Below are 20,341 nucleotides of genomic sequence, written 5' to 3'. Positions count from 1 at the left end.
CTGCTGGGCCAACTGTTCGTGGGAGTGGGAGATGAGTGACCTGCGCGAGGATCCGACCGGCCCGGCAACACGCAGCCGGACCGCCCGGGTGCCCCGCCCGCGAACAGATGAGCCCATCGATCGGCGCCCTCAGGGCGGCCGGGCAGCGACACGGGCGGGCTCCCGCTCGTCCGGGCGTGCACACTCGCGGCGCGGCGGCCGGCCGGTGCGGCGCGGCAGGCGGGCGCTGCGGATCGCCGGGATATGCCTGTCCGTTGTGCTGCTGGTCGCCGTCGGGGGCGGGTGGTGGCTCTACCAGCACCTGAACGGCAACATCCTCAGTGTCGGGCTGGACGGAAGTGGCGGCAGCGAGAAGGCGGATGCCTTCGGCCGTACGCCGATCAACATTCTGGTCATGGGATCGGACGGCCGTACCAGCAAGGACGACTGCCGGCTGGGCGGCGGCTGCTCTCAGACCGGCGTGCAGTCCGGCTGGGGGAACGCGGATGTCGAGATGGTGATGCACATAGCCGCCGACCGTTCCAACGCCACTGTGATGAGCATCCCCCGCGACACGATGAGCAACATTCCGGCCTGCAAGGACAGTAGGAGCGGCACCTCAACGCCCGGCTACTACGGCCAGATCAACAGCGCCCTGTCCTACGGTCCGGCCTGCCAGGTGGCCACCATTCACCAGCTCACCGGTATCCCGATCGACCACTTCGTCAAGCTCGACTTCTCCGGCGTGGTCAGCATGTCGGACGCGGTCGGCGGGGTGTCGGTCTGTGTCAGCTCCAACGTGTACGACACGTATTCGCATCTGAAGCTGTCCAAGGGCACTCACGACCTCAAGGGGGTCGCGGCCCTGGAGTTCGTCCGTTCCCGGCATGGCTTCGGCGACGGCAGTGATCTGGGCCGCACCTACGCGCAGCACATGTTCCTGAGCTCGATGATCCGCAAGTTCAAGAGCGCGGGCACCTTGGCCGACCCCACCGCCGTCTACGGACTGGCCGACGCGGCCACCAAGGCGCTCACCGTGGACACCGGCCTCGGCAGCATCGACAAACTGGTGGGACTGGCCTCCGACCTGAACAAGGTTCCTCCGAAACAGATCACCTTCACCACCATGCAGACCGCGCCCGACCCCAACAACAGGGAACGGCTGGTCGTCGGCTCGGGTGCCAAGTCCCTGTTCGCCGCGATCGCCAACGACCAGTCCCTGACCGGCTCGTCCGACAAGAAGTCCGCCACGCCTACCGCCACCGCGCAGGCGGTCGACACCGCGCAGATCGCGGTGAAGGTCGAGAACGGCACCGGTATCGGTGGCCGCGCCTCCGTCATCGCCACCGCCCTCACCGACAAGGGCTTCAGCTCGGGTACGACCACGGCCAACGCCTCGGGCACGACGTCCAGCACCACCCTCACGTACGGCACCGGCCAGAAGCCGCAGGCCCAGGCCGTGGCCCACGCTCTCGGCCTGACCACGTCGCACCTCAAACAGGGCAACGGCGGCGGCCTGACCCTGGTGATCGGCAGCGACTGGCCCAGCGGCACCACCTATCCGAACAGCACCGCCTCTTCCCCTCAGCCCGCCGACACCCACGCCGCCGTGTCCAACGCACATGCCCAGACCGCCGACCAGTCCAAGACCTGCGCCGGGGTCAGCCCCTACAAGACCGTCTCGCTCAACGGTGTCAGCATGACCCCGGCCCAGGCATACGCCGCTGCCTCCAACCAACCCGATTCCGACGCCTGAACCCGATGGCTGCCTCCGCCCATCAGAGCAGGGGTCGCCGTAGCCGCGCCGGGGCATGCGCGGGCCCGGCCCGGATCGAAGGATCCTGGGCCGGGCCGGATCTGTCTGCCGATCAGTTGAACGTGGCGGCGAACGAGCCGGGCTCGTAGGAACCTCCCCGCTGGTGCACGATCACGGCGAGCCGGTTGGCCGCGTTGATCAGGGCGACCAAGGAGACCAGCGCGGCAATCTGGTCGTCGTCGTAGTGCTTGCGTACCTGGGCCCAGGTCTCGTCGGACACACCGTGGTGGGCATCGGCGAGCCGGGTGCCCTCTTCGGCGAGCGCCAGCGCGGCCCGCTCGGCCTCGGTGAACACGGTGGACTCGCGCCAGGCGGCGACCAGGTGGAGCCGGACCGCGGTTTCACCGGCGGCTGAGGCCTCCTTGGTGTGCATGTCGATGCACCAACCGCAGCCGTTGATCTGGCTGGCGCGCAGCGACACCAGCTCCTGCGTGGACTTCGGCAGCGGCGACTGGTGGATCACCAGGCCGGCGTTGGCGAACCGCTTGGCGAACTTGGCGGCGATCTCGTTGTCGAACAGGTTGAATCGGGCGTCCATGACTTCGTCCTCACTCGTGGTGTCGCACTGAACGAACACGAGATGCCGGCGACCCGCTCCTTGTGACGGGGAGCTCGTGTGACGTACGCCACCGCTCATGGGTGTCACAGAGCCGCGGGGACCGGCGTCTTGTGCGCGTGGCACCCTCGAGAGCGAACAGGCAGGAGCAGCCGGTGAAGAGCGAGCACAGCGAGCGCGCAGAGGACACGGCCGGGCAACTCGCCGACGGCGAAGGCGCGGAGCCCGCCACCGAGGCGTTCGTCGCCCATCGCAATCTGCTGTTCACCGTCGCGTACGAGATGCTCGGCTCGGCCGCCGACGCGGAGGACGTCCTGCAGGAAACCTGGCTGCGGTGGGCGGGTGTCGATCTGGGCACGGTCCGGGATCAGCGTGCGTACCTGGTCCGGATCACCACGCGCCAGGCGCTGAGCCGGTTGCGTACGCTCGGCCGCCGTAGGGAGTCCTACGTCGGCCCCTGGCTGCCCGAGCCGCTGCTCACCGCGCCCGACGTGGCCGAGGACGTCGAGCTGGCCGACAGCGTCTCCATGGCGATGCTGCTGGTGATGGAGACGCTCACGCCGACCGAGCGGGCGGTGTTCGTGCTGCGTGACGTGTTCGAACTCGGGTATGACGAGATCGCCGAAGCCGTCGACAAGAGCCCGGCCGCGGTCCGCCAGATCGCGCACCGGGCACGGGCACACGTCGCGGCGCGCCGGCCGCGCGGGGTCGTTTCCCCGACCGAGACCCGACAAGCGCTCGATGCGTTCCAACGGGCGGCCGAAACGGGCGATCTGCAGAGCCTGCTCGACATACTCGCGCCGGATGTCGTCTTCCTGGGTGACGGTGGCGGAGTCAAGCAGGCCGTCCTGCGGCCCGTCCGGGGGGCCGACAAGGTGGCCCGCCTGCTGGCCGCCGGGCTGGGCAGGATCACCGCGGCGTCGCTGCGGCCGGCACAGGTCAATGGCTACCCGGCGCTGATTCTCCGGCTCGACGGAGCGATCGACACCGTCCTGGCGGTGCGCATCGACGACGGCCTCATCACCGGGCTCTACGCCGTGCGCAATCCCGAGAAACTGTCGCACATGCAGCAGGAGACCGCCCTGCGCCGCTGAGCCCGGGGCCCCTCGTAGATGGGCTGCCAGGGCATCGACGCGGAACACTGCGGCACCCGAGGCCTCAGAGCACGCGCAGGACCCCGACGACCTTGCCGAGGATCTGCACCTGGGAGCCGGGGATCGGCTCGTACGCGGGGTTGCGGGGCATGAGCCACACCTGCCCTTCCTGACGGCGCAGCTGCTTGACGGTGGCCTCGTCCTCGAGGAGGGCGGCGACGATGTCGCCGTGGTCGGCGCTGTCCTGGCGGCGGACGGTGACGATGTCGCCGTCGCAGATCGCCGCGTCGATCATGCTGTCGCCAGACACCGTCAACGCGAACAGCTCGCCTTCGCCGACCAGCTGGCGTGGCATCGTGTAAACGTCCTCAACCATTTCTTCCGCGAGCAGAGGCGCGCCGGCGGCGATCCGCCCGACGAGGGGCACGTCCACGGCGGCAGCCGCGTTACTGCCGAGGTCGGGAGCCCAGGTGGAGCGCACGCGGTAGGCGCGCGGCCGGTTCGGGTCGCGGTACAGGACCCCCTTGCGTTCCAGCGTCATCAGCTGGTGCGCGACGGAGGAGGTGCTCGCGAGGTGCACGGCCTGGCCGATCTCCCGCATCGACGGCGGGTAGCCCTGCCGCTGGACCGTGTCGGTGATGAACCGGACGATGTCCTGCTGGCGGCCGGTCAGCTCGCCCTCGACGGGCCGGATGCCGGGCGGCCGCCCCCGACCTACCGGCGCGTTGTTCTCCATCCCGGGCACCTCCGTACAAGATCTCTCAGAGCGCGACCTTAACCCGCCGGCGTCGGCAGATGGAACGCTCTTCCGGCTGGAGCCTGCCCGGCCAGATCCTGGCTCCGGCACGGAGTCACGCCGCCGCACCAGGTTCTCTCGCGCAAGGTGCGCCTACCAGGGCATGCCCAGGTGCCGGTGAACGACGGGTGCGAGGTAGTCCACGAGCGGTCCGGAAAGGGCCTTGAGGTCGGTGGGGGCGTATAGGAACTCGATCTCGTCGAATTCGGGGGCGCTGCCCGCTGCCTGCGCAGCGGCCGCCACAGCCGCGTACCGCTCGTGCAGAACGGCTCGGGGCTGGAGCGGGGCCTTGTGGAGAACGCCGATGTTCCCGTTCTGGCCGCGGCTGGTGGCCCCGAGCCCGAGGTCGTCGGGAGCGGCGTCGACTCCGATCTCCTCGGCCAGTTCCCGGGCGGCGTTCTGCCGCGGCGCCGTGGTGCCGAGCCGTTCACCGTCGCCGGGTGTGTCGACCGAGCCGCCCGGCAGCTGCCAGCGGCCGGGGGCAACGGTCGAAGACGGATCTCCGCGGCGTCGCGGCACCCGGCACGCACTCTCGCCGCACCGTGTCGGCCACCGCGGCCGGGTCGCCGGCACGCAGGGCCGCGCAGGGGTGTGGCGTCGTCAGTGTGCCAGCAGGTCGTCCAGTTCGGCCGCGAAGAGCTGCACGGGGTCGAATCCCATCCCGGTGAAGTGGCCTGCGACTTCGAGGGACAGGACGCCGTGCAGCCGGGTCCAGAAGGTCAGGGCCCGGTGGAGGACCGCGGGCGGGGCGGGGTGGCCGTCCGCCCACTGCCGGTGGCCTTCGAGGTGCGTATCGAACGGTGCCGTGGGGTTGTTCGAGGGCAGCGCCGCGAAGGCGTCGAGCAGGGTCGTCATGATCTCGGAGGCGATCGCGGTGATGTCGTCGGGTGCGTGGTAGCCCGGGACGGGCGTGCCGTAGACGAGGAAGTACCGGTGGGGGTCGTCCAGGGCCCAGCCGCGCAGTGCGTGCGCCAGCGCGGCGATGTCGGCGCCGGACTCGGAGGTCGCCGAGCCCGCCCGGAAGGTGTCGGCGAGGCTTCGGTACGCGTCTCTGACGAGCTCGGTGATCAGCTCGTCGCGGCCGGCGAAGTACCGGTAGAGGGCAGGTCCGCTCATGCCCATCTGCTTGGCGATCGCGTTGAGCGAGAGCGCGGACGCCCCCGCCGTGGCGATCTGCTCCCACGCGCGTTGTTTGATCTCCGCGCGCACCTGGGCGCGGTACCCGTACGCTGGACGGCCACCGGCACCTACGCCGGCGGCTTCCCCGGCGCCCACGCCGAGCCCGGCACCTTGGTCACCTTCACCGGGACCGACACCCTCCGCATGCAAGACGGCAAGTTCGTCGAGTACTGGGTCAACACCGACACCCTGCAATGGCTCACCCAGCTCCAGGCCCTCTGAACCACAGACCAGCCCCGAGCCACTGCCGCCCTCCTCAGCCCGACGCGAGGAGGGCGGTGGCGCGGCGGCATGGTGATCGGCAGGTGAAAACGGTGACGTATGAAACCGCAGCGGTGGTGCCTGCGTCCTCGTCCACCTCGACGGCGATGTTGGTCGTGACGTGGTGGGTGCGTGGCGTGCCGTCCTCGTAGAGGATCACGGCGTCCCGGAGCATCTTCTCTACGGCGTCACCGCCCATGACCGGTGGACCGCTGCCGATGAGCACGCCGTCGGCAAACAGATCGCCGACTGCGGCAAAATGTCCGGTGTCCACCAGTTTGGTGTACTTGCCGATCGGGTTCGTTAGTTACGGCGAAGGTGTCCGCAACTGCGCTCATGCCCTGTGGTGTTAGGAGATCGTTGCTCACAGGGTGCGCGAGCTGCGTCCGCCACCGTAGGTGCGGTGACCTACTGGACGATGCTCGTGACTGCCCCGTCTTCGGGGTCCCCGTACTTCGCGATCAGCTCTCCGTCGGTCATACGGTCGACCTCTGCGCTCCGTTCAACGGGAAAGATCACGTGGATCTCCTTGTCCGTCCAGTACTCGACGACGCGATGGGTGTCAGTGGCGCGGGCCATGCTGTGCTCCCTTGAGGTACGTGAGGGTTCAGGGTGCATGTGTGCAGGTCGAGGGTCAATAGGAATGAGGTCTTCCGATTTGGCCATCGGAGGCGTACGTTCCGGTTATCCCGTGAGGGCGCCCTTCAGGGCGTCGGCCCGCCGAACCCGGGGCGGCGGGCCACGCGGGGGCCAACCAGCCTGCGGACATCTCCCGCGGCGTCGTCCCGTGCTGTGTTCGGGGGCTACGGCCGCTGTACGCCTCGACGCACGAGCACCCACCCTGGTGTGGGGCGCTCGATCGGGTCGCGCTTCTCGGGCCGTGTCACGTGCTCCGCCGGACGGACGAGCCCCCGCGGTGGCCGCCTTCCCCACCCAACTCGGGGCAGCACCTGACAACTTGGCATCGCGAGATGTCTCCGTGGACAGAACACCCTGCCCCCCAGCCCCTCCCTGGGGTGGCTCGAGTACGCCGCCTGGCAGTACGCCGGCGACTCCGCATGGGAACCCCTCGCCTCTCCCCCGGTTGTTGCCGTCCCGGTCTGTGCCGAGCAGCGGACGTGGACAGCCGCAGCGAACGGGAGGCACGATGGCGCATACTGGGGGCAATGACAAAACCTGCTGCATCGAAGCGTCATCTGCCTACCAGCCCCTTCAAGGCCCCGGTCACTCCGGCTCCCAAGCACTTCGCCGTGGGCGACCAGGTCACACACGACATGTACGGCCTCGGCCGGGTCATCGGCGTCGAGGACGGAATCGCGGTGCTCGTGGATTTCGGCTCGGCGCAAATGCGGATCTTGAGCCCGTACGCCAAGATGACCAAGCTGTAGGACCGCTGTGCGCGGTCACGGCACGCCAGGCCCCTTCAGGGACCTGTAACGAAAGAGAGACCTCTCATCGATCTGACGTCGTTGTTCTCCGCTCTGGAGGGGCAACCCCGCTGTTCCGCCGCAGCAGCATTGCCGCCTCCGACGACAAACCCCTTCCGGGCGCCGGACTTCGGGGAAGACGAGACCTTCCTGCTCGAGGACGCGCAGGGACCCGCTTCGGGCATGCCTGGCGCGACCCAAGGCGGCTTAGCTCCCCCGAGTGACGGTGGTTTCGGCAGCTGGCCGGGGGCTGTCTCCGGTGCTCCGGTGCTGCGGTGAGGCGTGCGGCCGTCTCGGTTTCCGTCTCATTCAGCCCCTTTCACCATCGTTCGGACGAGACCGTGTGCCGGGCCTTCCCGTAGGCAGGCCGCCCACGAACGCAGGAGCGGCCGACCTCGATGCCCAGCTGCCGGGCCTGAGCGGTCAGGGAGTCCAGCGTCCAGTCAGCCGGCCCAGCCTCGTCCGCAGCCGACAGGTCCCCGCCCGCCTGCACGGTCAGCCGGCCGGGCGGTACCTGCCGAACCAGGGCGATGATCTGGCGGCGCTCGGCCTCGGTGATCCGCCGCTTGCGGCCCTGCCTGCCCCGATCCTCCAGCCCCTTCAGCCCGGAGCGGTTGATGATCGAGCGGCGACCACCGACTCCGTAACCCTCGGTCACCGTGGGACGACGTTCCGTTTTGGGGTTCGTGAGGGAAACAGCCGGTCGAGTCCTTCGACCTGGGGGGCGGAGAGCGAAGGGACACTTCGTCCCATCAGGTCTAGGCGATCGGCTACTCGCCTTGGGCAAGCTGATTGATGAGTGCTCGTTCGCGGTCCGTCGGGTTGGCTGCAAAGGGGACCGAGATCGTGCTGGTCTTCGACCTGGGCGCAGGCACCTTCGAGGCCTCTGCTGGATGTGGGCGACACCGTGCGGAGTTACCTGCCACGGCCGGTGACAGCCACCGGAGAGGTCACGGCCGGTGACAGCCACCGGAGAGGTCACGGCCGGTGACAGCCACCGGGGAGGTGACGACTTCGGCCAGCGGCGGGTAGGTCCCCCTTGCCGACGTCTTCAAGCGGAGGCACGGTATCGACCTGTGCAGCGATCCGCCAGGCTCCGCAGCGGCTGTTGAGGCATCGCGGATACCTCCGGCCCGAAGTCCCTCACTCAGACGGTGACTTCGGGGAGGACGAGGCAAACGGACCGGGAGGAACCCAGATGACGCACGAACGAGCCGGCCAGCCGGCCCAGCCCGAGGACTTGGTAGACGTCGCCCGGCTGGTGACGGCGTACTACGCGCTGCATCCGGATCCAGCGGAACCGGCCCAGCGGGTCGCCTTCGGCACCTCCGGGCACCGCGGCTCATCGCTGTCTGTGTCCTTCAACGAGGACCACATCATGGCAACCTGCCAAGCGATCTGCGACTACCGCGCGATGCGCGGCACGGACGGTCCCCTGTTCCTCGGTGCCGACACCCACGCATTGTCCGAGCCCGCGAAGGTGAGCGCCCTGGAGGTCTTCGCCGCCAATGACGTCACGGTGCTCATCGACAGTGCCGACGGCTATACCCCCACGCCTGCGGTGTCGCACGCCATCGTGACCCACAACCGCGGTCGCACGGGCAGCCTTGCGGACGGGGTGGTGGTCACACCGTCCCACAACCCGCCCTCGGACGGGGGTATCAAGTACAACCCGCCGAGCGGGGGCCCCGCCGACTCGGCAACGACAGCATGGATCCAGGACCGGGCCAACGAACTGATCGCAAGCAGCCACAGGGGCGTAAGACGGCTCCCCTATGCCCGCGCCCTGTCCGTGCCTACGACCCGGCAGTACGACTTCCTGGGCCGCTACGTCGATGACCTGCCGGCCGTAGTCGACCTGGAGGCCGTGCGCTCCGCAGGAGTACACATCGGTGCCGACCCCATGGGCGGCGCATCCGTCGCCTACTGGGGTCGGATCGCCGAGCAGCACCGCCTGGACCTGACCGTGGTCAATACACTCGTCGACCCCACCTGGCGATTCATGACCCTGGACTGGGACGGCCAGATCCGCATGGACTGCTCCTCGCCCTACGCGATGGCCTCATTGATCAAACAACGCGCCGCATTCCAGGTGGCCACCGGCAACGACGCCGACGCCGACCGGCACGGCATCGTCACCGCCGACGCCGGCCTCATGAACCCCAACCACTACCTCGCCGTTGCCATCTCCTACCTGTATCGGAACCGGGACCAATGGCCCGCCACGGCCGGAATCGGAAAGACGCTGGTCTCCTCCAGCCTGATCGACCACGTCGCCGCGGACCTGGGGCGCAAGCTCGTGGAGGTGCCCGTCGGCTTCAAGTGGTTCGTCGCCGGCCTGGCAGACGGGTCGCTCGGCTTCGGCGGCGAAGAGTCGGCAGGCGCATCTTTCCTGCGCCGCGACGGATCGACCTGGACAACCGACAAGGACGGAATCATCCTGGCCCTGCTCGCCTCCGAAATCACGGCTGTAACCGGCGAATCCCCGTCACAGAGGTACGCAGCACTCACCGAACGCTTCGGGGCGCCCGCCTACGCCCGGATCGACGAGCCGGCCTCCGCGGAGCAGAAAGCCATTCTCTCTCAGCTATCTCCCAAGCAGCTGTCGGTCGACACCCTCGCAGGAGAGCCGGTCACCGCCGTCCTCACCGAGGCGCCCGGCAACGGCGCCCCGATCGGTGGCCTCAAGGTGACCACCCGACATGCGTGGTTCGCCGCGCGCCCGTCCGGCACGGAGGACATTTACAAGATCTACGCCGAATCCTTCCTCGGCCCCGACCATCTCGCCCGCGTCCAAGAAGAGGCCAAGATGCTCGTGACCACAGCCATGAACACCGCACGGTAGCCTCGAGCCCTCGGTGGCGTGCCACCTTCAGGTCGTGACGGGACCGTTCCAGACCGCATACCAGGCACCTCTGGCATCCAGCAGGGCATCCCTCTCATCGAACACGCCGGCAAGGCCCCGAACTTCCCCCTGTTCGTCGAGAATGACGAAGCCGTCGTAGAACGTGCCGAAAACACGGGATGCGCCGACGCCATGCGCAAGTTGGATGCTGTGCGTGGTCGCGCTGTACCGACCCTCGACCGGATGATCAGCCAGCCTCGCCTCCAGCCCGCCGTCGGACAGGACCCTGAAGATGCTCAGAGGCGTCGAGGTGTACTCGTTCGCCTGGCGGGTGCCGCCCGCATGGAACGTGTAGCTACCACGCACATTCACCATGTCTGACTTCCCTTTCCTGCTCGCCGGGCTGAACATTGGCAAGGACGTCCCGCTGAAGCCAGGGCGGATCCATGAATCCGCACCGTCTGGGTGACACGGTTCCCACCGTCTGGCGGGTAGATGCTGTTCGCCAACCCCGTGGCCGGGGCGAGAGCAGCGGCAAGGGTGTGAGTCGGAAAGGCCCACCTGGACTGCGCCGGGCGGGGCGGCTCAGCCAGGGGTGGTCAGCGCAGTACCGGAGTGCACCGCGACTTCCTCCGGTGGCACCTCGTGGCCCTGCTCGCAGGCCAGCCGCAGCGCGACCGGTGCATCACATCCAGCGTGGCGCCCGGCGGCCTGACCACCACGGACGTGGTCTCGGCACCCCAGCACCCCAGCACCCCAGCACCCCAGCACCCCAGCACCCCAGCACCCCAGCACCCACAGCGTCACGCAACGCCATCCCACTTGAAGCGGATAGGCCATCCGGATCTGCTATCGTGGCGCCAACCGGATGACCTATCCACTTATGCAGAATGGGTTGCGCGATGACACAGACAGCGGTGGTCACGGCAGGGACGGCGGGCATCGGGTTCGAGACCGCCTTGGGGCTGGCCGAGGCAGGCCTTGCGGTCACCGTGGTCGGGCGCAACGCCGAGCGCGGTGACCGTGCGGTCGAACGGATCAACGCCACAGCACCGCTGCACTCTGCGCGGTTCCTGGCCGCCGACCTCTCCTCGCTCGACGCGGTCCGCGCTCTCGCCGACCGGATCGCCGCAGGCGGTCCGCTGACCGTGCTGGTCAACAACGTCGGAGCGATGTTCCCCGACCGGCAGGACTCGGCCGACGGGATCGAGGCAACGTTCGCCGTCAACCACCTCTCGCCGTATCTGCTGACCGAACTGCTGCTGCCCACGCTGCGAGCCGGTGCGCCGAGCCGGATCGTGAACGTCACCTCGGGCGCGATCGGCGTCGCCAAGCGCGTCTTCGACGCCGCCGAGCCGCCGGGTGGCTACTACGGATTCCACTGGTACGGCCGCGCCAAGCTCGCCAACCTCGCCTACACGCTGGAGCTGGCCAGCCGACTCGACGGCACGGGCGTCTCGGTCTTCGCAGCAGACCCCGGCGGCGCCGCCACCGACATGACCAACGGCACCATGCGCGATCCGAAGATCGTCTCGCCACGGCTGCGGCTGCTCTGGCCGCTGGTCCGTCGGAAGTTCGAACGCTCAACCTCCGGCCCGGCGTCCGTGGCGGCCAAGCCCTCGATCTTCGCCGCGACCGACGGCGCGCTGACCGGCCGGACCGGCCTCGTCATCGGACCCCAGGCGCATCCGGTCGCCCCCTTCCGTCCGGCAACGGATCCCCGCATCGCCGAAGCCGTCCGCCGCCTCAGCGAGCGGCTCGCGCCACTCACGGCCGGGTGATGAGACCCAGGCTCGGCACGGAGTTGGCCGTAGGGGCAGATGGGTGACTGATCCGGATCACAGGTCGCAGCAATGCGGTGAGCCATCCGACTACACTTCTCCCGTGACGACCGCCCCCCTGCGCAAGGACGCAGCCCGCAACTGGGAACGGATCGTCGCCGTGGCGCGTGCTCTCGTTGACGAGGGCACACCACTGCAGCTCAACGATGTCGCCCGCCGCGCCCACCTGGGCGTTGGCACCGTCTACCGCCACTTCCCCACCGCCGAGGCTCTCCTGGAGACGGTCGCCACCCCCAGCCTGGAGGCACTCGCCGCCCACGGCGAGCAGGCGCTGGCCGATGACAACCCGGGGCGCGCCCTCGCCGACTTTCTGACCCGCACCATCGAAGCGCAGGTCACCGACGCTTCCCTGTCCACAGTCACTGCCGCGCCCACGGACGCCCTGCCGCACACCACCGAACTGAAGCGGGCTCTGCGGTCGGTCGGCCGACAGCTGCTCGAGCGGGCCGTCGACGCCGAGGTTGTGCGCGCCGACCTGACCTCCGACGACATGGTCCCGCTGATGTGCGGAATCGCCTACGCCGCGAACGTCCACAGCGCCCCCGCCACCCGCATGGAGACCGCCCGCCGCTATCTGACCGCACTGCTGGAAGGCATGTACCTCCGTTAAGGGGGCCCCGGAACAACCGTCGCCGGCTTCGTTGTGGCGGGATGGGATGTCAGAGCTTGTCGTAGATGGTGGCCAGGTGTGGCAGGACATCGGTGGCGGTGTCGTGGTGGCTGAGGCGGCGTGCAGGGCCCGGGTGAGGGCGGCTTGGCGATCGCGGTGGCGCTGCGCGCCGGCGCGACGCGTTCGAGGCGTTGTCGGGCGGGGTCCGTCAGTCGTACAGGGTCTGCGCGATTTCCAGCGCCAGGCGCAGTTCCAGTGAGCTGCCGGTGATGGTTGTCGCGGGCAGCAGTTCCTCTGCGCGCTTGACGCGGTAGGTGACGGTGTTGCGCGCCACGTGCAGACGGTCGGCCGCCATCCGCAGGCCGTGCTCCTCGGCGAGGTAGACGCGCAGGGTCTCCACGTCCACGACACCGTCGTCGTACACGAGAACCAGACGGTCATTGATATTGGCTGTGCGCATGGCGCGCCTCCTCCGGATGAAGAATCGGAAATCGGGGATCGGTCCGTCAGGTCGCAAGCCGGCGCCAGCGCAGGACCAACTGGGTATCGCCGGGTTCGGTCGTCGGGTGGGCCCGTCCCCTTGCCGGGACGGGCCCACCCGGGGTGGATGTCAGTCGTTCACGTCCCTGTCTCGGTGTCCCCCGAGGCACCTGTCACTTGGGCAGTGGATACGACGTGTACACGATGAAGCCCTCGTGGCCCTTCCTACGCGGCAGCCTCTTGAGGACCACTCGGCGGCGAGGCGGAGGGCCAGACGTCGTCCTGGGACTGGGCGGGCCGGCGAAACCGGACCGGGCGTTGTGCCAGGAGACGTCGCCGACCGGCGTCACTCTGCCCCAGGAAGTGCACCGGCGGCCGCCCGTGCGGAGCTCCCAGCAGGCGCGCAGCTGTGTCGGGGACCGGGCGGGCAGCATGGGCGTGACGACGTACTGGTCGGTCGAACCCTGGTTGATGACGGTTGCCGTCTCGGCGGAACCGGCGCGATCCTCCACCCTCACTCGGTCGCCGACGGACGAGTAGGAAAGCCGTGCCCAGGCAGCGGCGCAGTTGCGGCTCACTCGGAGCTCCACATGGCTCATGCCGACCCGCAGATCGGCGTACGAAGCCGCATCGATGTCACAGGCCATGGCCCCCGCCTCCCGGCCCCTGCACTGATCGCCCCTGCAACCGACGGTCAGGGGGACCGGATTGAACGCCTTGGGACCGACGGGCCGAGCCATGTCCGGCGACGCGCCGAAGATCTCGGCACAGGCCCAGGCGACGGCGGCCACGACCGCCGCCACCATCACCCCCAGGCGAATCCAGCCAGCGGCCCCATGACGATGCGAAGGGCCGGAGACGGGCGAGGACTGCGTGGGGACCGGCCGAGCGGTGTTCCCCGGTGGGACCACACCGGTCACAGGCTCTGCGTCACGCCCGCTCGACTGTGCCTCGGCCAGCTTCCACAGCGCCACCACCCTCGCGGGCGGCTCTCCCGCGAGCCGGCCCAGCATTTCGACGGCCTGCCGCGGAGGCAGCTTCAGGCCGCGCAGGTAGCGGTCCCATGACGACCTGCTGTACGGCGTCCGCGCCGCCAGGCCGGTCAGGCTGAGTCCGGAGCGGTCCTTCAGCTCTCGCAACACCTCAACCAGGTAGGCGGTCTGCGGATCGAGGGACGGCGGGAGGGGGCCCCGGGCGGTGCCGCTCATGTCCGCAGCAGGGCCCAGGTCTGCGGGCCCACCTTCCCGTCGACGGCGGCGCCGCCCGCACGCTGGAGTTCCTTCACGGCCTTTTCCGTGAGTTCACCGTAGAGGCCGTCGATCCGACCGGGGGAATGCCCGTGGTACGCCAGCAGGCACTGCACCTCGACCACCTGCTCACCGCCGGAGTTCAGCACGACGAGCGGCTCGTCGGCGCTGTGACCCGCGAGAAGCCGGCCGTTTCGCCGGGTGTAGTGACAGGCGAAGCCGGACGGCTGTGCGGCCGCGCGGGTCGCCTGCTGCTGCCCGGATGGTGCGGACGCCGTGTCGTCGCGTAAGGTCATCCAGCCCGCCACGGCCAGCACGGCGAGCGCCGCGGCCACGACCGCCGCGATCACGGCCGGGCGCGAACGGCGCGAAGCGCGTTGTCCTTCCGGCCCTTTACTCCCCGCTCCTTTGTTCCCCGGTCCTTTGTTCTCCGGTCCCTTGCTCCCCGCTCCTTTGTTCTCCGGTCCCTTGCTCTCCGACCCTTTGCTCCGCGGCCCTTTGTTCCCCGGCCCTCTGTTCGAGCGTGCGTACTCCGCCATTTCCCAGAGGGCGAGCACCTGTGCCGGGTCCGTGCCGGACACCCTGCTGATGGCCTCGACGGCCTGACGCGGGGGCAGCGTCCTGCCGTTGAGATAGCGCTCCCAGGACGACCTGCTGTATGCGGTCTTGGCCGCCAGGGTCGTGGTACTGACGTCCATCTGGTCCTTGAGCTCCCGCAGGCGGACGACCAGCCGGCGAACCGGTGGTTCGAGTCCGTCGGCCAACGGTTTCCACTGTCCCATGCTGTCCCCCAGGCACGCGGCGGCTTCTCTCACAACCTTGGCGCACGCGAACCGGATCAGTACGCGCTCTTCGGGTTCGTTTTCGGCCATCAGCACGTGACCGGCGTCCCGGAAATGCGTCAGCGATCGTCGAAGACCCGCAGGTCGCAGCCGCGGTGTCCCGCCTTTGCCCGTCCTACGCCGCTGTCCTGTCCCCGACCCCGTCCCCTCGGCAGGATCGGAGCCGCTCCCCCCGCAACCGACCCGCACACGGGCCGCGTGCGGGCTTCACCGCGACAGGAGATTCCATGACCACACGAAAGAGCCGCATCCTGCTGTGCGCGGCGGCCGCGGCGTTGAGCGGCGGCCTGATGGCCGCGCCCGCGGCACAGGCACAGTCGCCGGCACTTCCCGCGGCCGAGCAGAGCACCGGCCACATCACCGCCCAGGCGGCGAGCGGCAACTACACCTACTTGGAGTTCAAGAAAGGGTCCAACCCGCAGAACTCCCGCCTGTACTTCGTCTACGTGCAGGGCTCGAACCCGGACCACCCCCGCATCCACACCCTGGGCAGCTGGCGGGCCGGCTCGGGCAACGGCAGCAAGGACACCTGTGCGAGCAACGCCGGCTGGCTGCCGAACGGCAGCTACAGCATCAAGGCGTACTACCCGCGTCACAACGGGGGACCCCACGGCGTCAACGGCATCGCCTGGTACCTCGGTAACCACAAATGCCACAGCGGCGGCTGGCGCACCGACTTGTTCGTCCACAGCGAGATGCTCCCCAACGGGAAGGCCGGCAGCTCCGAGCCGTACCGGTGGGACGGCGACAGCGACTACAAGTCCAACGGATGCATCAAGCTCAAGCCCTCCGACATCCGCGCACTGCGCGACCTCCAGGCGAGCCACCCCAACCCCCACACGCTGTACGTGCACTGACTCACTCGTCCCCGAGGAGCACATGAACGTGATCACCAACCACTCGAAGGCCAGCTCCGCCGCCGTCGGCCTCGCCCTCGTCTGCGTACTCCTGTCCACGGCCGGCGGCGCGTCCGCCGCCCCGGCGAGGGCCACCGGCCACGCCGTGGCACAGACCCGTTCCGAAGTCGTGTGCGACTACTTCTACGGTGACCGGCCGACGATCTCCTACGGGAGTTCGGGCCCCATCGTCAAACAGGCGCAGTGCGAACTCAACGGTGTCATCCACGCCGGCCTCGCTGTCGACGGAGCCTTCGGCCGTGCGACGGAAAACGCGACGAAGGAGTTCCAGATGAAGTGCGGGCTGGTCAAGGACGGCATCATCGGCCCGAAGACGTGGGCCCGCCTCAACGACATCTTCTACTACCACGCCCGCTGCTGACGGCGGGCCACTACCCGGCCGTGTGCTTCTTCAACGGCTACGAGCGCACCGGCTTGTTCGTCGACATCACCTCCGGCTGGCAGGCCCTGACGGCCGGCAAGAACGCCACCGGGGCCTGGAACACACGCCACGACGACGGGGCGCTCCTCCACTTCACCAACGGCAGGACGCCGTGTCTGCGCCCGGGGGACGCCCGCAACGACCTGCGCACCACCGGAACCGTCGACAAGATCCGGATCACGGACAGCCCCAGCTGCTGGGAGCACGGGCTTCGAACGGGGGAAGGGATCAGGGGCCGGCCGTCACACGAGACGGCCGGCCCCTGATCCCGCTGTTCAACAGGCTGCGACCCGTGCAGGCACTGGCACGAGAGGCACCCCCGGGGGCAGTGCGTGCGCTGCCCCCGGGACAACCTCCCTGGTCAGCCGATCACCTCGAACCGGGTGACGCTGCGCTCCGCCAGCTCGGGCAGGGCCTCGCCGAGGACGTAGGACTTGAAGGTCTCCGTCTCCCGGTGCTCCTCGTAACCGGACGCGTCGGTGTACTTCTCGTACAGCACGAAGGTGTCCGGATCCTCGACGCTCACGTGCGCCTCGAACTGCAGCATCTTCTCCTCGGCGCGGTTGAGCGGCGCCACCGTCTCCAGGATCTTCCGGATGCGCGCGGCCCGGCCGGGCTTGGCCTTCCAGGTCGCGATGACCACGTGCGGCATGGCTGTGTCCTTTCTCTTCAGAAGTGGGTGAAACCGATGGCCCGAAGCTGATCGCGGCCGTCTTCACTGATGTCGGCCGGCCGCCACGCCGGCAGCCAGGACCACTCGATGTGGAAGTCCGGCACGAGACGGGACTCCTCCAGGAGCACCGTGCGAATCTGGTCCCGCATCACCTGGGTCAACGGGCAGGCGGCCGAGGTCAGGGTCATCGTGATGATCGCGTCACCGTCGGCGGCAACCTGGATGTCGCGGACGAAGCCCAGATCCACGATGTTGACACCGAGGTCCGGGTCGATCACCTCGTACAGGGCGTTCCGGACCGCGGCGGCACGGATGTCGGGCGGACCGGCCGCCGGCGGGGCGGGTGGTGTTTCCTCCCGCGGGGCCGGCTCCGCAGCGACCTCCTCGGGAAGACCGTGCAGCCCTGCCGGCCGCAGCTCGATCCGCACGTCGGAGGTGGGGCTGCTGATCCAGTCGGCCTTGCCGTGTGCCTTGCGGCGGACCCGGACGATGTCCTCGGCCGTGTCCACGGTGCCGCCGAGCACGACCAGCTGCTCGGCGCCGAGGCCGGCCCGCCCTGCCCGGGCGAGGGCCTTGTCGATCAGGCGTGCCACCGGTTCGCAGGTCCGGCCGGGGCCGAGCCTCAGCTTCGCCACGGCCCGGACGGCCGTCAGCCCGCTGACCGATTCGAGCGCGGCGCGGGCGTCGGCCACGGTGACCCGGACCTGCCGCTCGTGGACTGTCAACACTCCGACAGTGGTCATGGTGGTTCCTTCTCCGGTCGTGGGATCAGACTCGGGCGGCCGCCCCGCGGGTCCGTGGCACCAGTCGCTTGAGCGGGACCGACTCGTCCCGCAGCTGCTCGGCGTTCACCTGGTGCGGCTCGAACAGCAGGCGCCGCACCGCCAGCACGTCGCCGGGCCGGTTCAGCGAGATCACGCCCCGGATCCGGTCGCCGGCCAAAGAGAAGGCGGAGAAGCTCCGCTCCGCCAGCGAGCCGCGGATCACCAGGCCGTCCAGAACCTGCGGCCGGCCTGCCGCCTGCAGGCTGTGCTCGTACTGGTCGGACCAGAACCAGTAGGTGTCGGCGTGCCCCTCGCTCGCGCCGGTGAGCGTGGCGGCGACGTTCGCGCCCTGGCGCTGCGCGTTGTCGTGGTGCTCGACGCGGATCCGGCTGCGGTAGACCGGGTGGTACTGGGCGGCGACGTCCCCGACCGCGTACACCCCGGGCGCCGTGGTCCGCCCGCATTCGTCGACCACGATCCCGTTGCCCGTGGCGAGCCCGGCCCGCACGGCGAGCTCCACATTGGGCTCGGATCCCACGCTCACCAGCACCAGATCGCATTCCACCCGCTCGCCGAGGTTGGTCGTCAGCAGGAGCCCGTCCCGGGTGGGCGTGAGCGAGGTGGCGTACTCGCCCGGGCGGACGTCCACGCCGTGCTCCCGGTGGACCTCCGTCAGAACGGTCCCGATCGCCGAACCGAGAGCCCGCTCCAGCGGAGTGCCGGCCGGCTCCAGCACGGTGACATGCTTGCCGAGCCCGGCCGCGGTGGCGGCGACCTCGCAGCCCACGAAGCCCGCGCCGAGGACGACGAGGCGCTGCGAGCAAACGAGTTCGGCATGCAGCCGCCTCGCGTCCGCGACGGTACGCAGATGGTGCACGCGTTCACCGTCGAATCCGGGCAGCTTCCGTGGCCGCAGGCCAGTGGCGAGCACCAACGCGTCGTAGCCCAGCCGCTCGCCGGTGGACAGCGTCACCGACCGCGCGCCCGGGTCGAACGACGCGACCCGGGTGCCCAACCGGAGCTCGACCTCCTGCTCGTCGTACCACGCGGGTTCGCGGGCCTGCAGCTCGCCGAAGTCCGCGGTCCCTGCGAGGAACCCCTTCGACAGCAAAGGCCGCTCGTACGGCGGGTCCGGCTCTTCGCCGATCAGCACGATCTGCCCGTCGAACCCGCGCCGGCGCAGATGGGAGGCGGCCGACGCGGCGGCGACGCCGCCTCCCACGAGCAGGTAGCGCCGCGTGCTCATCCGACGTCCACCAGGATCATGCCGTCCTCGTTCACCCGGCACGGGTAAGCGGTCAGCCGGCAGTTGTCCGGATTGACGCCCCGGCCGTCGCGGGCGTCGAAGACCCACATGTGGCGCATGCAGGTGATCTCCCGTCCGTCGAAGTCGGCTTCGTCGAGCGCCCACGCCTGGTGCGGACACTTGTTCTCATAGGCGCGGATCTCACCGTCCACGTTGACCAACAGGATCTTCTTGCCGCCGATCTCGACGGGCTCCTTCTCGCCTTCCCAGAGGTCCTCGAGCGCCATGGCCTCCTGCCACTGACCGGTCATCGCGCTGCTCATCGCAATCCCTCGAACACCCTGGCGTGGAAGGCCTCGCGTGCGGCCCGGGCACCGGCGGCCACCTGGCCGGCGTCGCGACCGCGCTCGGGCCGGGACCCCAGGAGCCCGCCCAGCCCCGCGGCGGCTTCGTCGGCGATCGGGGTCCAGCGCCGAATCCAGCGCCGCAGCGCTTCCTCGTTGCCGGGCTGCTGCCCCAGGCAGAACGACACCAGTGCGGCGCTCCACCGGTTGCGCCGGTCGCTGTCCGCCTGCAGGAACGAGGCCAGCAACCACGACAGTTGGTCGCCGTTGTCACGGGAGACCTCCCGGAACTGGCGGGTCAGCACGTCGTCCAGGGTGGGCGCGATGACCAGGTTGAGCGCCGTGAACGCCTCGCCCCAGTCATAGGCGACCAGCGCCTTCTCGATCGCCCGGCGGGCCGGTTGCCAGCTCTCGTCGGTCTCCCAGATCCGCCGCTCGCTCTCGCCGATCCCCGAGTCCGGGTGGGCGAGCTGCAACTCCCTGGTGCGGTACGCGGTCAGCGTGACCCGCCGCAGGAAGTCCGCGGCCGCGAACCCGGCGGCGTTCGTGATGTAGGACGTGGGCGCCATGTACCCGATGTAGGCCTCGATCTGCTGGCAGCCGTGGAGCAGGTACCGGGACGGGGTGTACAGGGAACCCAGCAGGGCCAGTTGCCCGGGTGAGAGTGCGCGGTCCGCCTCCGCATCGGCGTACTCCTCGAGCACGCCGCCGGTCTTCGCCTCGGCGTCGGCCTGCATCGAGACGTAGGCGCGATAGGTCAGCGAGTCCGGGTCGCGGAACTGCTCCCAGTCCTCGGCCTGGAGCGGCGAGTTCTCGCGGTAGGTGAGGAACCACAGGTTCGCTGGCGACGAGGGGTTCTGCTCGAACGCGGCGAGCCGGTTCGACCGCGTCGTCCAGTTCTGGGCGTGGGTCATCACCTCGTACTCGCTCGGCATCCTCCGGACGTCACCGAAGGCGCTGAACGTACGGCGGGAACGCGGCTTCTTCGCCGGAACGGTCATCG

At 69.3% G+C, this 20,341-nt stretch carries 26 protein-coding genes; 10 read left to right on the top strand and 16 right to left on the bottom strand.

The window, feature by feature from the left end; genetic code table 11:
- Positions 1-31: 31 nt before the first annotated feature.
- Positions 32-1,735, top strand: a complete 1,704-nt coding sequence (locus ASC56_RS33605) for an LCP family protein (RefSeq protein ID WP_079102882.1) — start codon at positions 32-34, stop codon at positions 1,733-1,735.
- A gap of 112 nt (positions 1,736-1,847) precedes the next feature.
- Here ASC56_RS33605 and ASC56_RS33600 read toward each other — a convergent pair whose 3' ends face one another.
- Complete coding sequence (locus ASC56_RS33600; RefSeq protein ID WP_055495433.1) at positions 1,848-2,333, bottom strand: carboxymuconolactone decarboxylase family protein; 486 nt, start codon at positions 2,331-2,333, stop codon at positions 1,848-1,850.
- 173 nt (positions 2,334-2,506) lie between these two features.
- Here ASC56_RS33600 and ASC56_RS33595 point away from each other — a divergent pair, with 173 nt between their 5' ends.
- A complete protein-coding gene (locus tag ASC56_RS33595) occupies positions 2,507-3,445 on the top strand; it encodes an RNA polymerase sigma-70 factor (RefSeq protein ID WP_055495388.1) in 939 nt (312 codons plus the stop codon).
- A 64-nt stretch (positions 3,446-3,509) separates the two neighbouring features.
- Here ASC56_RS33595 and lexA read toward each other — a convergent pair whose 3' ends face one another.
- From lexA to ASC56_RS33580, 3 genes are all read right to left on the bottom strand, one after another.
- The gene (gene lexA, locus ASC56_RS33590; protein WP_055495387.1) at positions 3,510-4,181 is read right to left on the bottom strand and encodes a transcriptional repressor LexA; all 672 of its coding nucleotides are present in this window, start codon (positions 4,179-4,181) and stop codon (positions 3,510-3,512) included.
- A gap of 153 nt (positions 4,182-4,334) precedes the next feature.
- Positions 4,335-4,760, bottom strand: coding sequence for an NUDIX hydrolase (locus ASC56_RS33585; protein ID WP_055495386.1), 426 nt, complete (start codon positions 4,758-4,760; stop codon positions 4,335-4,337).
- Positions 4,761-4,841: 81 nt separating this feature from the next.
- A complete protein-coding gene (locus ASC56_RS33580; protein ID WP_234377180.1) occupies positions 4,842-5,450 on the bottom strand; it encodes a TetR/AcrR family transcriptional regulator in 609 nt (202 codons plus the stop codon).
- Between ASC56_RS33580 and ASC56_RS40220 the strand changes: the two genes are divergently transcribed.
- The gene (locus tag ASC56_RS40220; protein WP_199836140.1) at positions 5,430-5,642 is read left to right on the top strand and encodes an ester cyclase; all 213 of its coding nucleotides are present in this window, start codon (positions 5,430-5,432) and stop codon (positions 5,640-5,642) included. The two genes, ASC56_RS33580 and ASC56_RS40220, sit on opposite strands and share 21 nt — an antisense overlap.
- A 34-nt stretch (positions 5,643-5,676) precedes the next feature.
- Here the strand turns inward: ASC56_RS40220 and ASC56_RS33575 are convergent, their stop codons facing one another.
- Positions 5,677-5,955 (bottom strand): nuclear transport factor 2 family protein, encoded by a 279-nt coding sequence (locus tag ASC56_RS33575; protein WP_055495384.1) that lies wholly within the window; start codon positions 5,953-5,955, stop codon positions 5,677-5,679.
- A 134-nt stretch (positions 5,956-6,089) separates the two neighbouring features.
- Positions 6,090-6,260: a hypothetical protein gene (locus tag ASC56_RS40870; protein ID WP_159039768.1), complete on the bottom strand. Its 171-nt coding sequence runs from the start codon at positions 6,258-6,260 to the stop codon at positions 6,090-6,092.
- A gap of 587 nt (positions 6,261-6,847) precedes the next feature.
- On the opposite strand from ASC56_RS40870, the gene ASC56_RS33570 reads away from it, so the two are divergent.
- Positions 6,848-7,069, top strand: a complete 222-nt coding sequence (locus ASC56_RS33570; protein ID WP_055495383.1) for a hypothetical protein — start codon at positions 6,848-6,850, stop codon at positions 7,067-7,069.
- Between the two features lie 358 nt (positions 7,070-7,427).
- On the opposite strand, the gene ASC56_RS38860 is transcribed toward ASC56_RS33570, so the two are convergent.
- Positions 7,428-7,766, bottom strand: coding sequence for a helix-turn-helix domain-containing protein (locus tag ASC56_RS38860; RefSeq protein ID WP_055495382.1), 339 nt, complete (start codon positions 7,764-7,766; stop codon positions 7,428-7,430).
- A 540-nt stretch (positions 7,767-8,306) separates the two neighbouring features.
- On the opposite strand from ASC56_RS38860, the gene pgm reads away from it, so the two are divergent.
- Positions 8,307-9,953, top strand: a complete 1,647-nt coding sequence (gene pgm, locus ASC56_RS33560; protein WP_055495381.1) for a phosphoglucomutase (alpha-D-glucose-1,6-bisphosphate-dependent) — start codon at positions 8,307-8,309, stop codon at positions 9,951-9,953.
- Positions 9,954-9,980: 27 nt separating this feature from the next.
- Here pgm and ASC56_RS33555 read toward each other — a convergent pair whose 3' ends face one another.
- Positions 9,981-10,328 carry a hypothetical protein gene (locus ASC56_RS33555; RefSeq protein WP_055495380.1) on the bottom strand — a complete coding sequence of 116 codons (348 nt, stop codon included), beginning with the start codon at positions 10,326-10,328 and terminating at the stop codon, positions 9,981-9,983.
- Positions 10,329-10,855: 527 nt separating this feature from the next.
- Between ASC56_RS33555 and ASC56_RS33550 the strand changes: the two genes are divergently transcribed.
- On the top strand, positions 10,856-11,734 hold the full coding sequence (locus ASC56_RS33550) for an SDR family NAD(P)-dependent oxidoreductase (protein WP_055495379.1): 879 nt from the start codon (positions 10,856-10,858) through the stop codon (positions 11,732-11,734).
- A gap of 103 nt (positions 11,735-11,837) precedes the next feature.
- Positions 11,838-12,404, top strand: a complete 567-nt coding sequence (locus ASC56_RS33545; protein WP_055495378.1) for a TetR/AcrR family transcriptional regulator — start codon at positions 11,838-11,840, stop codon at positions 12,402-12,404.
- A gap of 208 nt (positions 12,405-12,612) precedes the next feature.
- Here ASC56_RS33545 and ASC56_RS33540 read toward each other — a convergent pair whose 3' ends face one another.
- The 3 genes from ASC56_RS33540 to ASC56_RS33530 all read right to left on the bottom strand — a co-directional run bounded on the left by ASC56_RS33540 (position 12,613) and on the right by ASC56_RS33530 (position 14,913).
- The gene (locus tag ASC56_RS33540) at positions 12,613-12,864 is read right to left on the bottom strand and encodes a helix-turn-helix domain-containing protein (RefSeq protein ID WP_055495377.1); all 252 of its coding nucleotides are present in this window, start codon (positions 12,862-12,864) and stop codon (positions 12,613-12,615) included.
- A gap of 193 nt (positions 12,865-13,057) precedes the next feature.
- Positions 13,058-14,092 (bottom strand): helix-turn-helix domain-containing protein, encoded by a 1,035-nt coding sequence (locus ASC56_RS40215; protein WP_055495376.1) that lies wholly within the window; start codon positions 14,090-14,092, stop codon positions 13,058-13,060.
- The gene (locus ASC56_RS33530; protein ID WP_063785044.1) at positions 14,089-14,913 is read right to left on the bottom strand and encodes a peptidoglycan-binding protein; all 825 of its coding nucleotides are present in this window, start codon (positions 14,911-14,913) and stop codon (positions 14,089-14,091) included. The genes ASC56_RS40215 and ASC56_RS33530 overlap by 4 nt, the downstream gene beginning before the upstream one ends.
- Positions 14,914-15,200: 287 nt before the next feature.
- Here ASC56_RS33530 and ASC56_RS33525 point away from each other — a divergent pair, with 287 nt between their 5' ends.
- The 3 genes from ASC56_RS33525 to ASC56_RS33515 are packed head-to-tail and all read left to right on the top strand — an operon-like array spanning position 15,201 to position 16,577.
- A complete protein-coding gene (locus ASC56_RS33525; RefSeq protein WP_055495374.1) occupies positions 15,201-15,830 on the top strand; it encodes a L,D-transpeptidase in 630 nt (209 codons plus the stop codon).
- Positions 15,831-15,852: 22 nt separating this feature from the next.
- A complete protein-coding gene (locus ASC56_RS33520) occupies positions 15,853-16,251 on the top strand; it encodes a peptidoglycan-binding protein (RefSeq protein WP_055495373.1) in 399 nt (132 codons plus the stop codon).
- 20 nt (positions 16,252-16,271) lie between these two features.
- A complete protein-coding gene (locus ASC56_RS33515) occupies positions 16,272-16,577 on the top strand; it encodes a hypothetical protein (RefSeq protein ID WP_055495372.1) in 306 nt (101 codons plus the stop codon).
- 95 nt (positions 16,578-16,672) lie between these two features.
- Here ASC56_RS33515 and ASC56_RS33510 read toward each other — a convergent pair whose 3' ends face one another.
- Genes ASC56_RS33510 through ASC56_RS33490 form a run of 5 tightly spaced genes read right to left on the bottom strand, consistent with a single transcriptional unit; the run spans position 16,673 to position 20,339 of the window.
- On the bottom strand, positions 16,673-16,963 hold the full coding sequence (locus ASC56_RS33510; protein ID WP_055495371.1) for a putative quinol monooxygenase: 291 nt from the start codon (positions 16,961-16,963) through the stop codon (positions 16,673-16,675).
- 17 nt (positions 16,964-16,980) lie between these two features.
- Positions 16,981-17,727 carry an iron-sulfur cluster assembly protein gene (locus ASC56_RS38845; protein WP_079102876.1) on the bottom strand — a complete coding sequence of 249 codons (747 nt, stop codon included), beginning with the start codon at positions 17,725-17,727 and terminating at the stop codon, positions 16,981-16,983.
- Positions 17,728-17,752: 25 nt separating this feature from the next.
- Positions 17,753-18,994 (bottom strand): NAD(P)/FAD-dependent oxidoreductase, encoded by a 1,242-nt coding sequence (locus tag ASC56_RS33500; RefSeq protein ID WP_055495370.1) that lies wholly within the window; start codon positions 18,992-18,994, stop codon positions 17,753-17,755.
- Positions 18,991-19,317 carry a Rieske 2Fe-2S domain-containing protein gene (locus ASC56_RS33495; RefSeq protein ID WP_055495369.1) on the bottom strand — a complete coding sequence of 109 codons (327 nt, stop codon included), beginning with the start codon at positions 19,315-19,317 and terminating at the stop codon, positions 18,991-18,993. The genes ASC56_RS33500 and ASC56_RS33495 overlap by 4 nt, the downstream gene beginning before the upstream one ends.
- Positions 19,314-20,339 carry a toluene hydroxylase gene (locus ASC56_RS33490; protein WP_055495368.1) on the bottom strand — a complete coding sequence of 342 codons (1,026 nt, stop codon included), beginning with the start codon at positions 20,337-20,339 and terminating at the stop codon, positions 19,314-19,316. Before ASC56_RS33490 ends, ASC56_RS33495 begins: the two co-directional genes overlap by 4 nt.
- Between the last annotated feature and the right edge of the window lie 2 nt (positions 20,340-20,341).

This window comes from Streptomyces sp. TP-A0356, from assembly GCF_001417775.1.
In the GTDB taxonomy this organism is placed as follows: Bacteria; Actinomycetota; Actinomycetes; order Streptomycetales; family Streptomycetaceae; genus Streptomyces.
Note: the sequence above shows the minus strand (reverse complement) of the source record. Positions and strands in the feature narration are given on the sequence as shown.

Coding starts and splice junctions, on each gene's coding strand:
- ASC56_RS33605 (WP_079102882.1), top strand. CDS start 32: ATGAGTGACCTGCGCGAGGATCCGACCGGCCCGGCAACACGCAGCCGG.
- ASC56_RS33495 (WP_055495369.1), bottom strand. CDS start 19,317: ATGAGCAGCGCGATGACCGGTCAGTGGCAGGAGGCCATGGCGCTCGAG.
- ASC56_RS33510 (WP_055495371.1), bottom strand. CDS start 16,963: ATGCCGCACGTGGTCATCGCGACCTGGAAGGCCAAGCCCGGCCGGGCC.
- ASC56_RS40870 (WP_159039768.1), bottom strand. CDS start 6,260: ATGGCCCGCGCCACTGACACCCATCGCGTCGTCGAGTACTGGACGGAC.
- ASC56_RS33540 (WP_055495377.1), bottom strand. CDS start 12,864: ATGCGCACAGCCAATATCAATGACCGTCTGGTTCTCGTGTACGACGAC.
- ASC56_RS33570 (WP_055495383.1), top strand. CDS start 6,848: ATGACAAAACCTGCTGCATCGAAGCGTCATCTGCCTACCAGCCCCTTC.
- ASC56_RS33600 (WP_055495433.1), bottom strand. CDS start 2,333: ATGGACGCCCGATTCAACCTGTTCGACAACGAGATCGCCGCCAAGTTC.
- ASC56_RS38845 (WP_079102876.1), bottom strand. CDS start 17,727: ATGACCACTGTCGGAGTGTTGACAGTCCACGAGCGGCAGGTCCGGGTC.
- ASC56_RS33500 (WP_055495370.1), bottom strand. CDS start 18,994: ATGAGCACGCGGCGCTACCTGCTCGTGGGAGGCGGCGTCGCCGCCGCG.
- ASC56_RS33490 (WP_055495368.1), bottom strand. CDS start 20,339: ATGACCGTTCCGGCGAAGAAGCCGCGTTCCCGCCGTACGTTCAGCGCC.
- ASC56_RS33530 (WP_063785044.1), bottom strand. CDS start 14,913: ATGGGACAGTGGAAACCGTTGGCCGACGGACTCGAACCACCGGTTCGC.
- ASC56_RS33550 (WP_055495379.1), top strand. CDS start 10,856: ATGACACAGACAGCGGTGGTCACGGCAGGGACGGCGGGCATCGGGTTC.
- ASC56_RS40215 (WP_055495376.1), bottom strand. CDS start 14,092: ATGAGCGGCACCGCCCGGGGCCCCCTCCCGCCGTCCCTCGATCCGCAG.
- pgm (WP_055495381.1), top strand. CDS start 8,307: ATGACGCACGAACGAGCCGGCCAGCCGGCCCAGCCCGAGGACTTGGTA.
- ASC56_RS33520 (WP_055495373.1), top strand. CDS start 15,853: ATGAACGTGATCACCAACCACTCGAAGGCCAGCTCCGCCGCCGTCGGC.
- ASC56_RS33525 (WP_055495374.1), top strand. CDS start 15,201: ATGACCACACGAAAGAGCCGCATCCTGCTGTGCGCGGCGGCCGCGGCG.
- ASC56_RS33555 (WP_055495380.1), bottom strand. CDS start 10,328: ATGGTGAATGTGCGTGGTAGCTACACGTTCCATGCGGGCGGCACCCGC.
- lexA (WP_055495387.1), bottom strand. CDS start 4,181: ATGGAGAACAACGCGCCGGTAGGTCGGGGGCGGCCGCCCGGCATCCGG.